Source organism: Oligella ureolytica DSM 18253 (genome assembly GCF_000373745.1).
GTDB lineage: Bacteria > Pseudomonadota > Gammaproteobacteria > Burkholderiales > Burkholderiaceae_B > Oligella > Oligella ureolytica.
Genome location: NZ_KB892326.1, coordinates 1 through 11,705 on the forward strand (window position 1 = coordinate 1; position 11,705 = coordinate 11,705).

Below are 11,705 nucleotides of genomic sequence, written 5' to 3' on the forward strand. Positions count from 1 at the left end.
GGTCTCGTCAAGGTGCATGCGCAGTCGCTTTTGAAAGCGATTTGCATCAATTGTTTAAAAGCTGCCAATAAGCTTAGGATAGTTGCGCCTAATTTTGCCTAAAAGGCAGAATTAGGCAGATAAATGCCAAAAAAACAGGCATTTATCGATAAAAGCGGGGTGAAATTTGTCGAAAATTTCCTAAAAAAATCAAAAAATTTCCAAGTAGAACAAAAAAGCGCTATTTAACCGTTTTTATGCAAAAGTCTCAATCTGTCTAGGCGTAAATTGCTTTTTACGCTTGTTCCACAACAATAAATATAATCTTGGAGTGTTTGAAGGTTATTTGTGTCGATGTCGTTAATATTTCGTAGGGTGGTTCATTTCGTCACTATCAAATTAAATAAAATGAGTGACCAATCTCCACCTAAATCTGACCTTAAACTAGCAGTCAAGATTTACATATTTCTGTCTAAAATACTCAACATCTTGTGTGATGATGTGGTCGTAAAATCCGGACAGCTCTTTGTTTAATTCATCTAGACCAAAATGAGTTTGTCTACTTTCAATATAGTTTTGATAGTCTCTATGAGAGCGGCGACTTTTAGCATCATGCTTAAACACAACACAAAAAATATATTGATTATCTCTGGGCTTAAACTCACTAAGTAAATCGTGTAAAACCTCTGTGCCACGTCGAAATTTTTCTTTTATTTTTGTTGTTTCAATGGCATTCTTAGATTGATTTTTGAACTCAATAAAATATAACTTTTTGCTTCCAATATGGATTGCATCCGGTGATGCCGGCATTTTCTCATTTTTGCTTGTTGTTTTTTCAATATAAGTATCGAAGTTGTATACATTGTCTAGGCTTTCATCAGTACAAAGATATTGATTGTTTTCTTTGTCATAACTAGTTGCTTTGAGTGTTGATTGGCAGTGCTGTAGTTTTTCTTTTAGAAAACCTGTTAGTGAATAATCATTCATCGCGCAAGACCTCAGCGTCCATTTCTTTAAACGTTTGAAATGGCTCAGCTAATAAGCTGAATATTTCTTCTAGCTCATCGGTATCTTCAATTTTATTTTCTTTTGCCAAATAAAATTTTGCATGTTGTCTGATATTGAGTTTTTCAGAAAATCGTTCTAATGCTTCAATCATATAAGGGCTATGAACAGATACGACGATAAATAATCCATTAGCCGCTAAGGTAACTAATAACTCAGCAAATTTGATTTGCCATTTGGGGTGTAGATGATTTTCAGGTTCATCTAAAATCAATAATGTATTTTTATTAATGAAATCATTGGCCAACAAAACCTGTAGTACGCCGAAGGATTTAATGCCACTAGCTGTGTTTTTGATTGATATACTTCTTTCGCCTCTTACAAAAACAAAATCTTTGCTTTCACGGTTATAACTCACATGCCCCTGAATAATCTCATTGACTGTGTCTAAGAGCTGTTGTGTATTTTCTGTGAGCTGTCCCAAGGTTGGTTGTTTAAGCTTATCAAAAAGATCTTTGGTGTGAAGCGTTGTATAAGGCAAGGCGCCAAGGTGTCGCTGATTGTTTCTTTCTAGAAGGGTTTGGCTATGCCGCAAAACATCATGAAAATTTAAAATTAATGGTGTTTCAATAAAGGTGGCATCTTTGAACTCAATTGGTTCGACGTCGCTAAGTAAAGTGACATAATTATTTTCATGTACTTGCAAATCTATCAAGCAAATATCATTTTCCCACAGCTGAATTTTACCCTGTGTCGCTCCAACCAAAAGAACGTCAGAGTCAAACTCAGCGGCAAATACGTTAGTGAAGGCTTGTTCAATTACCTGCTTGGCATCTTCCGGTGTGGCGATAATTGATTTAACTTCATCCTCTAGTTTTTTAATGAGGAGGAGCGCTTCTTTATCTAAATCCGTGTTTGAATACAGCTCTGTAAGCGTTTCATCAAAAACTTGTATTAATGTATCCAAGCGAGAATCATCAACAAAAACCTTACGGAGTCTATATAGGGCCATATTCGACTCACTTGTATCACCTATGCGTCGTAATTCAAAAAAAGCTTGGCGCAGCAACTCACTTATTTCGTGGCCTTTTGACACTCGTAGATCTTCTTTGTAGCGATTGAGGGCTTTAATAATACAAAAAACGATCTTACCAATCGTACTTTTGCCATTATCATTTTCACCCGCAATGACACAAAGAGGGTGAAGCGTCATCTCAGCTTTTTCTAATAGACCAATATTCTCTAAAATTAACTTCATAAAATAAAAGATATCTCTTTGTGGTGGACGCTAAGTTGTTGAGCAAGGTTGGTTATCTGGTCAATGATAGATGTTTATCCTTGTTATGCTCCTACAATCCAGTATACCTAATAATCATTCACACGCCTTAGCAGGGTAGTTCATTTTGTCCCTATAAAATCAGCGACCAATCCCCCCTAAATTAATCCAAAATACCTTAACAGCGTCAAACTTATTGCCATGGTTGGCATAGCACCGACGGTTGTGATACCGATGATATTAGCAGCGGCGACGTCATTGGCACCCATGGCTTTTGCCATTACATAACTTGCTGCGGCAGCCGGGGAGGCGGTCATGAGCAGCATCACACCTAAGCTCATACTATCCAATCCCATCGCTAAACCTACGGCAACGGCGACAATGGGGGCGACAATTAAGCGGCCAATACTCGACCACATTGCGATATCCGTTGCATTGAAGATCTTTCTAAAGTCGAGAGTAGCACCTGCGCAAATTAAGGCCAGTGGCAAAGCTAAGCTGGACACATAGCCGCCGGCTTCCGCAATCAATGATGGGATTGGCACATATAGCCATTTACAAGCAAGCGCCAGGAGAATCCCAATAATTAATGGGTTGGTCATAATTTGACGAGCCATCAGTAGCGGATTAAATTTTTTATTGCCTGATGCCTTGCTGAGGGTAATCACGGCTAAAACATTAAGAAGCAAGGTTAGTACACCGCCGAAGATAGCGCCAACTGCGACGCCATTTGAACCATAGGCACTACTGACAAAAGCCAAACCGATAATCATCATATTGGCTCTAAATACCCCTTGTACAAACACTCCGTGATCGCGAGGTTCTTTGACCAGCTTACGGGCAACAAGCTCTGCACCAATATAAAGTGCCATAATCGTCAGCGTCCCTGCTAAGACGAGATTGAGGTTTTCTAATAAGTCCGTATCGCTGCGGTAAATACTAAAAAACAATAGGGCGGGGAGGGAGTAGTTAAAAACGATTTTTGATGCCTGATCGCAGAACCGTTGGTCAATCTGCTCTGAGCGTCGCAAGTACCACCCTAAAACTAATAGCAAAATACTGGGGAGGGTGACGCTCACAGAAAAGAGCACTGCATCAAAAAAAGAGCCAGTCATAAAAACCGCCAAAGAAAAGAAAAATCAATTAATACTATCTTGCCGCGACTGGGCAAAACCCTACACATCGCTCATTCTATCAGGCAAATATCGCTGACTAACAGGCGGACAAGAAAGGTAACAATTTGTTTATGTTATATACTAGTACAAGTTTTATTTTTTGGAAAATACAATGACTTTTTTAACCGGTTTTAGCCGTTTTGTACAAAAAACCTTTGCCCTGTGGGTCTTGGTGTTTGCGGGTATTGCTTTTCTTAATCCGACCTTATTCAGCTTCGTAGGACCTTATATTGCCTTGATTTTAGGCGTCATCATGTTTGGTATGGGTGTGACCATGACGGTTGATGATTTCAAAGGCGTTTTAAAGCAGCCGAAGTCCGTCCTGATTGCGACAGTCGCTCAGTTCACCATCATGCCGCTATTGGCCTATGCCTTATGTATCGTTTTTAAGCTGCCTGCAGAAATTGCCATTGGTGTGATTTTGGTGGGTTGTTGCCCCGGTGGTACCTCGTCTAACGTCATGACCTACTTGGCACGTGGCAATACCGCCTTATCTGTTAGCGCAACCGCTGTTTCTACCCTCTTGTCACCCTTTTTGACGCCGGCGGTTTTCTTTTTGTTAGCGAGCGAGTGGATTGATATTAATGCAGTCGCTATGTTTAAGAGCATTTTACAGATTGTGTTGGTACCGATTTTCTTAGGCTTGATTGTGCGCTCAGTCTTGGGTAAAAAGGCGGAATCTTATGGTGAAGTGATGCCTTTAGTGTCAGTGATTGGTATTGTCTTGATCGTTGCGTTTGTTGTTGGTGCGTCAAAAGACCGTATCATCGAATCGGGGCTGCTTATTTTCGCCGTGGTTGTGTTGCACAATGGTTTAGGCTATTTAATTGGTTTCTTTGCAGGCAAAGTGTTGGGGCTGAAATATGCTGATCAAAAAGCCGTGTCGATTGAGGTCGGTATGCAAAACTCCGGTTTGGGTGTGGCGCTCGCGGGCTTACACTTTGCGGCGAGCCCTGTGACAGCAGTACCGAGTGCGATCTTCAGCTTCTGGCATAACATCTCCGGTCCTTTATTAGCAACTTACTGGGCCGGCAAAACAGACAAGGCAGACAAGGTAACTACAGCAAAAGCGCAGGCCAAAAACTAAGCATAAAGGGGGTCACGTTGATCATGTTAATCGTGACCGCTAAGCCGTTGCTTGTTATTATTTAAGTTGTTTTATTCACATAAATTGGAGTTAAATTGTGACTCAATCCATTCGAATCGGTATCGTCGGTTATGGCAATCTTGGTCGCGGTGTAGAGACTGCGATCCAAAAAAATCCTGATATGAGCCTTGTCGGCGTATTTACCCGTCGAGCGCCGGATCAGTTAGACACGGTTGATGCTGCCACGCCTGTTTTTTCTGTGGCTGATTTAAATGACTTTCAGGACAAAATCGATGTGCTCATTCTCTGCGGTGGCTCTAAGGATGATTTGCCTAAGCAAACACCTGAGTACGCTGCATTATTTAATACGGTCGATAGCTTTGATACCCACGCTAAGATTCCTGAGTTTTATGCTGCTGTTGATGCAGCCGCTGCGCCTGCTAAAAAAACAGCCCTGATCAGTGTGGGTTGGGACCCGGGTTTATTCTCGCTTAATCGCTTATATGCTGAAGCGGTCTTGCCTGACGGTGAAACCTATACTTTCTGGGGTAAGGGCTTAAGTCAAGGTCACTCAGATGCGGTACGTCGTGTTGAGGGGGTTAAGGCAGGCGTGCAATATACTTTGCCTTCTGAAAAAGCCATGGCAGAGGTACGTACCGGTTCTCGTCCAACGCTGGCGACACGTGATAAGCATACACGTGAGTGTTATGTCGTCTTAGAAGAGGGGGCCGACGCTGCAGTTGTAGAGCAGGCGATTAAGACCATGCCTAACTACTTTGATGAGTATGAGACGACGGTCCACTTTATCGATGAGGATACCTTACAGCGTGAACATCAGAATATGCCCCATGGCGGCTTTGTGATCCGTAGTGGCAACACACGTCCTGAGCACAATCAAGTGATTGAGTACGGCTTGCAATTGGGTGATAATCCGGGCTTTACGTCGAGTGTGTTGGTTGCCTATGCACGCGCGGCTTATCGCATGAACCAACAGGGTCAATACGGTGCTAAAACTGTTTTTGATGTGGCTCCGGGTTTATTGTCGATAAAATCACCTGAGCAGTTACGTAAAGAAATGCTTTAGTGTTTACGCACCGAATACTGTGTGGTGTGCAGTATTCGGTGTGCTAGCTCAAGTTCGCAGCAACTCAGTAATAAAAGAGTGACCTTGAGCGCTTATGCGGTACTTTTGTAGGCGACTATTAGGCTTATCCGGCAAGGTCATTTCGATGATATCTTGATCTACTAACTTACGAATTTCTGCCTCTCTAAAAATACGACTGACACCGCTACCCCATTGCGCGATCAAATTCAACTCGCGAAATATGCGCGCAATCACTCGATTGCATAGTTTGTAAACAACGCGTTTCATGGCATCGACGGTCATACCCGGAACAAGGGTGCCGAGATTTTTTATTTCAATTCGGTCATCAAAAAATGCAATTCGAATGGGTGCTCCATACATATGCGTTGGATATCAGAAAAAATCAGCACTTCGCAACGCGTGTGTTTTTATCCATCACAGTATTAACACTTATTATTGCGCTTAAGAGTTTAGGGATTGAATAATCACTTCTCAATCTTCAACACATGTCTCTACTAGCTATTCCAAATCGTATGTCGTACTGCTGAAAACTCTTCTTTAGCAATTCTATTGCGATGCTCTTTAAGTTGTTGAATTAATTCGGGTTCACCGGGAAATTCATCTAGATACTCATAAAGCTGTTCTGCTAATTGGCCTTCATTGCTTGCTATGGTTCTTCTTCTGTTAACTAGTGAGCTATGCTGTAGGTTAAAAGCCTTAATCGTATTTTCTGCCCTAGCTTGATTTTGTGCTGTAAGGCCTGGCTTAGGTTGAACCTCGCCGCTTGCTAAGAAGTTGAGTAAAATGTCAGGATCGTGCACATCCGGTTTACATATATCGGTAGGTGAAATATTCTTTGCTTGGTTGTCTTTATGATTACCGCAAGTTTCTTTTGTATTGCACGAACCAAACAAGTTGTTCCAGTCAAACGTCCAGTGTGGATAATCGCTTCGTTGATAAAAATGCTCAATAAATGAGTTTTGACTATGAGGCTTAATCGCACCTTGGCAATAAGCGCAGAAATGGTCTTGCATTTGCGCAAGGGACTGCTATATCTGCGCTCTGTCAGGTCCTCTTAAATTACCCCAAACAGCTTTCGGGTTTTGTTGAAATTGTCTCAAACAAAGAGGGGGGAGACTGGGGCGATCCAATTTACGCACGATTCGCCTCCTCGTTTTTATTCTTATAACGTTGCTTAAGTTCTTCTAAACGGCGCAAGCCCTTGAGCTCGTCAATCACAGGGTGATGGTGACCGAAGTGTGTTTGCAAGCGATCAAATAGTTCTTCAGCTTCTTTGGAATCCCACAATTTATTTTGAATTAGACTTTGATACTTGCGGATCCACTCGGACTCTTCAACTTCCGGAATAGCGTGAGTTCCCATGATTTGCTCTAGGACACTAGAACTAATAACACCTTTGGTTTGAAACTCCGGTGTCCTGATAGCGGCCGTCTCTTTATTAAACTGAATAATGCGAATAGATTCTTTATCTACAGTAGAGAGCACATGAGGGCTATGAGTGGTAATAATCCACTGTAAGTTTTCAAAGGTCTTTTGTAAATTGGGAATGATTTTTTGTTGTAAGCTCGGATGCAGGTGCAAATCAATTTCATCAATGAGCACGATACCTGAGGCGTACAGTGGATTAGCCATTGTATGGTTGAGACTGACCATTCTCAAAGCCAAGTCACCAACCATAGAGGCAAGTGTTTTTTGTCCCTGTGAAAGTTGTGTAAAGTTAATTCGCTGACCAAAGCTATCTAATTTAATTACCGTGGAACCATCACTTCTGTCTATGTGGAGATTGGATATATGTGGAACGGCTGACTCGATGGCTTTATTCACAAACTGTAAATGCTTGTGATAAGAAGCTTTGCCTGACTCTGCAAGATTATTCAGCACAATATATTGTTGAATGAAATAATAGCTTTTAGACTGATCTCTGAATACGTCTTCATAAGCATCAAAACGATGTCTTGATTGATTTATTAAACGAGTTTCGTCAATTTTGTCAGCTAAGGATAGGGCAGAGCGCTCAACAGAGTAAAAAGCTAAGACCGGTAGCTCTTGCTCATTATTAATGGCGGCTAGTTCACGGTACATTTCCCCCAAGAGGGTGGTGACTTGGAGTTCTGAAGAAATTTTACCGGCCCAACCTTTAACCGGTCGGCTAAGAGAAATATCAAAGGATGTCTTATTATTAAGCTCAAACTTACCGGCGATTTCTGCATAATCGCAGGCCGAGGTTTGTATATCACTCTCGGTAATATGGCTGCCGGAATTATTGCTTTTGATGGCGCGGCTGGCTATCCAACTGAGTAACTTAGCAATTGACTCTACAATGGAGGTTTTGCCGGTACCGTTCTCACCTACGATAATGGTTAGATTGTGATCAAATTTAATCTGTAAGCTTTGATAGCGTCTAAATGATTGTAGTGATAGTTGATCCAGTGTTAAGTGAGAATTGGCTGCTTCATCTCTAAGGTGGCGAACTTGCTGATTAACACGCTCAATGTCACTGTGGCTATTGGCTGTGTCTTGACGATAAAACTGACACAGTTGGAATTGAGATAATAAGTTGCCTCGCTCAGCGCTAAGACGGAGATTGGTTAGGCCTGACGTATTGGAGTGCTTACTAGTCATGGTTAGTCTCAAAAATTTTATGTATTATGTCTTGACCGTATTTGTTTGTTAGTGATTCAATAAACGTCGGTTCAATGTGCTTCGCGTGAGCAAGCCAACCTTGTAAATGCGAGATTTCCTCGTCTGCTAATAAGCTTAGCGTGAATTGATGCACGAGATGCTTTAGGTAGCGCTTTTTAGCACGCCCTAGCGACAATTTATTTTCACTGCTAAGTCCAACTCCGGTCACATGTCGGTTGTGAGCCTTGGACGTGAAAATCGTCTTGCGCTTATTGATGTTAATCCGGCCTGTAAACAATTCATTTAATAGCATTGCTACCTGCTCGGGTATGCTAAAAAGAGCATAACGAGTATTGGTTGAGAACGTCAGATCATCGGCATAACGGGTATAGGTGATATTGAGTTTTTTACACAGATTTTGGAGGCGTTCATCAAAACGATACAAAATAAAGTTTGAGAGGTTAGGAGAGCTTGGTGCACCGACACTCAACATTAAGTGAGTGTTTGGCTTTCGCTGTGGCGCCCAAAACAATAGATTTTCTATGTGCTTTTTTTCTTTAGGGGGAGGAATTTCAAAGTGTTGCTTCCACTCTTGCCACAATATGTCAGGCGTGATCGAGTTAAAAAAATTGAGTAGATCTAGTTTTAATAAATATTTATTGTGTAAATGATGCAGCGCGTTTTTCTTAATGCTTAGGCCGGGTTGGTATGCCATGGCAGCAGAATGTACCGGTAAGGGTTTAGTGAGTAAAAAAGCGCGTTGCAGCTTTTTTAGTTCGGGTGTGGGTTGTGCAATGGTACGAGTACCAAAGGATCGCTTAGGAATTTTATAGACTTTATAGAGTAGTGGTGCACGCTGTACAATCGATTCAACCTGATCTTCAGGGATGTCAAGGTGTGTTGCAAGGAAGCTAACAATTGCCACTATCAACTCCTCTGGATGAAACGATTTATAGGTTTTAGGTAAAAAGCTCAAGAGCAAACTCTTGAGCCTACTCTTTACTTGAAAGAGCGTGATGTACGCTTTCTTGGCGAGGAACGAGCTAAGAAAGCGTACATCACGCAACTTTAAACCCGTTCAATCAATTTGAGTCTGGCTAATCACCCGACTGACGTATTCCGTCATACGCTAAAGAGTATTGTAAATTTAGCATACTCTGATGGTGCGCGCAATTGCTGTCAGTGCGCGCCCTAGATAGCGTTAAAAATTGTGTATTTGGTAGATACGGAAGCTAGCAAGACACGAATTATGACGAATTGAAATAGACGTTTTGTCCTGAATTGCTTTATTCTAAGAAGCTCGGTCTTATGTGACGACCCCTTGTATCTCTAGCAGGTGAGTTATCAGGTCTATAGTGCATTTCTTAACTTAATTTGCTGGTGGTTACTGCATCTCCTCCATGGGGTAAAACTGGGGTAAAGCATGGGGTAAAGTTAAAAATCGAATTAACACGTGATGAACAAAATCAATGTCGCGAGACTTAAAATCTTAACTCCCGGTAACCACGGACAAATGCTTCGGGAGCCAGGTGGTATTACGGGACGAGTACGTGCAGGAGTGCGGGGTGTGACCGTTCTTTTTCGCTATGAAGTGTGGCTGCATGGTAAAAAGCAAGACTATGCATTGGGATCTTGGCCTAAAAAAACACTGACTGAAATTCGTGCCGAACATTACCGAATCCGCACGCTGATTGCTAATGGTATTGATCCGAAAGAGGCGACAAAAGCACTCTTGATTGAGCAACAAAACGTATTTAAAAATGCGCTCCATTTGGCTACTCAAGCGCATGTTAATAAACTTCTTACCGTGCAAGAGCTATTCCATGTATGGTTTAGAGACGGTGTCGCACGACAAGATAACAATAAAGAACTGGCGCGTTTATTTGCAAAAGATGTATTACCGGTGATTGGTCAGGTACCGATCAGTGATTTAAATGAACAACATATCTTAACCATGTTACGCCAAATGCGTGAGCGTGGCATTACCCGTCAAGTGGTGATTGCCTACAACGATCTCAATCAAATGCTATCTTGGGGTGTTAGGCGAAAGCCCTGGCGTCGCTTAATGCAGGATGGTAATCCATGTGATTTGGTCGATATTAAAAAATTATTGCCTGCGGATTATGAGGACGAGCGTGACCGCATTTTGTCTGTTGCTGAGATTCGTGAACTGCATGCTATTTTTCAGCGTATGAATGAGGGTAATTTAGCGGTAGCTGATAAAACCCATCATCATCGTGCCTTACTTCAAAAATCACAAATTGCTTTATGGCTCTGTCTGGGCACTATTTGTCGTATCGGTGAATTGCTGCAAGCGCGTTGGGAGCACGTGGATTTAGAAACCAGAGTCTAGTTTATTCCACGGGCCAATGTCAAAGGAACTCGCCATAAAAAGCAAGAGCATTATGTGTTTTTATCGGATTATACGCATGGCTTATTTAAATCATTAAAAGAAATTACCGACTATTCAGCGTGGTGTTTTCCATCAAAAAATCTCCGATCAATCGAAACGCATGTTTGCCTAAAGTCGGTCTCAAAGCAGGTGGGTGATCGTCAGGCACTCTTCAAAAAATCTACAGCACCATTAAGCGGTCGTGCTTTTAATAATGATTTAGTGCTAGCAGGCGGTGCTCATGGAAAATGGACGCCTCACGATTTACGGCGTACCGGCGCAACGATGATGCAAGCGTTGGGAATTAACTTAGATGTTATCGATCGTTGCCAAAATCATATCATCGGTGGTTCGCGAGTCAGGCGACATTATCTGCATTATGATTATCGTGAAGAAAAGATGGATGCTTGGCAAAAACTGGGAGAGCAGATAATGGCTATTTTATCCAGTTAAAAACCATAAAAAATTGTGATAATTCAGCATACAACATAAGCCATTGATTCCCATAGTCATTTAATAATGATGAGTCAATCATCATTTTGCAGCCTCATTGATATTAACTAGGGTTTGCCCTCCCTTGGGGAGAGGTTTTGTACATAAATGCAACAGAGTATGTGACAAAATGTATATAAATAAACAGTGTTAGGCAGTATTAGGAGTAACTAATTGACAATTGTTTTAAATTTTGATTACATACAGTCGTAGCTTGAGAATATGTATCTTTCATTAAAAATCACCTGCTAGAGATACAAGGGGTAGCTGGTTTGCCAATTGAACCGCCCCGAGTATATCGGAGAGTGGATTGCTTGAGTCAGGCAACTTTGTCTGACTCAGTAAGACTATCATAGTATCGTCTCTCAAACTCAAAAGGCGACACATAACCAATCGTACTATGAATGCGAGTTTTGTTAAACCAATCGACCCATTCAAGGGTTGCTAATTCAACATCACACGCATCCCGCCACTGCTGTTTTAAATATTCAATCACCTCTGTTTTATAAAGCCCGTTAACCGTTTCAGCCAATGCATTATCGTATGAATCACCGGTTGTACCAACAGATGCA

General features: G+C 41.7%; 12 protein-coding genes. 4 read left to right on the forward strand and 8 right to left on the reverse strand.

The window, feature by feature from the left end:
- Positions 1 to 423: 423 nt before the first annotated feature.
- From B092_RS0110495 to B092_RS0110505, 3 genes are all read right to left on the reverse strand, one after another.
- Positions 424 to 966, reverse strand: a complete 543-nt coding sequence (locus B092_RS0110495) for a hypothetical protein (protein WP_018575196.1) — start codon at positions 964 to 966, stop codon at positions 424 to 426.
- The gene (locus B092_RS0110500; protein ID WP_018575197.1) at positions 959 to 2,242 is read right to left on the reverse strand and encodes an AAA family ATPase; all 1,284 of its coding nucleotides are present in this window, start codon (positions 2,240 to 2,242) and stop codon (positions 959 to 961) included. Before B092_RS0110500 ends, B092_RS0110495 begins: the two co-directional genes overlap by 8 nt.
- 176 nt (positions 2,243 to 2,418) lie before the next feature.
- A complete protein-coding gene (locus B092_RS0110505; RefSeq protein ID WP_018575198.1) occupies positions 2,419 to 3,375 on the reverse strand; it encodes an AEC family transporter in 957 nt (318 codons plus the stop codon).
- A gap of 172 nt (positions 3,376 to 3,547) precedes the next feature.
- Between B092_RS0110505 and B092_RS0110510 the strand changes: the two genes are divergently transcribed.
- Positions 3,548 to 4,522: a bile acid:sodium symporter family protein gene (locus tag B092_RS0110510; RefSeq protein ID WP_018575199.1), complete on the forward strand. Its 975-nt coding sequence runs from the start codon at positions 3,548 to 3,550 to the stop codon at positions 4,520 to 4,522.
- A gap of 97 nt (positions 4,523 to 4,619) precedes the next feature.
- Positions 4,620 to 5,606 (forward strand): diaminopimelate dehydrogenase, encoded by a 987-nt coding sequence (locus B092_RS0110515; RefSeq protein WP_018575200.1) that lies wholly within the window; start codon positions 4,620 to 4,622, stop codon positions 5,604 to 5,606.
- A gap of 48 nt (positions 5,607 to 5,654) precedes the next feature.
- On the opposite strand, the gene B092_RS14200 is transcribed toward B092_RS0110515, so the two are convergent.
- From B092_RS14200 to B092_RS0110535, 4 genes are all read right to left on the reverse strand, one after another.
- Positions 5,655 to 5,987, reverse strand: coding sequence for an ATP-binding protein (locus tag B092_RS14200; RefSeq protein WP_018575201.1), 333 nt, complete (start codon positions 5,985 to 5,987; stop codon positions 5,655 to 5,657).
- Positions 5,988 to 6,121: 134 nt separating this feature from the next.
- Positions 6,122 to 6,640 (reverse strand): retron Ec78 anti-phage system effector HNH endonuclease PtuB, encoded by a 519-nt coding sequence (gene ptuB / locus B092_RS14745; RefSeq protein ID WP_018575202.1) that lies wholly within the window; start codon positions 6,638 to 6,640, stop codon positions 6,122 to 6,124.
- 118 nt (positions 6,641 to 6,758) lie between these two features.
- A complete protein-coding gene (locus tag B092_RS14750) occupies positions 6,759 to 8,249 on the reverse strand; it encodes an AAA family ATPase (RefSeq protein WP_018575203.1) in 1,491 nt (496 codons plus the stop codon).
- Complete coding sequence (locus B092_RS0110535; RefSeq protein WP_018575204.1) at positions 8,242 to 9,174, reverse strand: retron St85 family RNA-directed DNA polymerase; 933 nt, start codon at positions 9,172 to 9,174, stop codon at positions 8,242 to 8,244. The genes B092_RS14750 and B092_RS0110535 overlap by 8 nt, the downstream gene beginning before the upstream one ends.
- A gap of 531 nt (positions 9,175 to 9,705) precedes the next feature.
- Between B092_RS0110535 and B092_RS15735 the strand changes: the two genes are divergently transcribed.
- Positions 9,706 to 10,602, forward strand: a complete 897-nt coding sequence (locus B092_RS15735) for a tyrosine-type recombinase/integrase (protein ID WP_211208961.1) — start codon at positions 9,706 to 9,708, stop codon at positions 10,600 to 10,602.
- Positions 10,603 to 10,605: 3 nt separating this feature from the next.
- On the forward strand, positions 10,606 to 11,094 hold the full coding sequence (locus B092_RS15740) for a tyrosine-type recombinase/integrase (RefSeq protein WP_083907526.1): 489 nt from the start codon (positions 10,606 to 10,608) through the stop codon (positions 11,092 to 11,094).
- Between the two features lie 358 nt (positions 11,095 to 11,452).
- Here B092_RS15740 and B092_RS0110545 read toward each other — a convergent pair.
- On the reverse strand, positions 11,453 to 11,705 hold a 253-nt coding region (locus B092_RS0110545), incomplete at its 5' end, for an integrase core domain-containing protein (protein WP_018574594.1).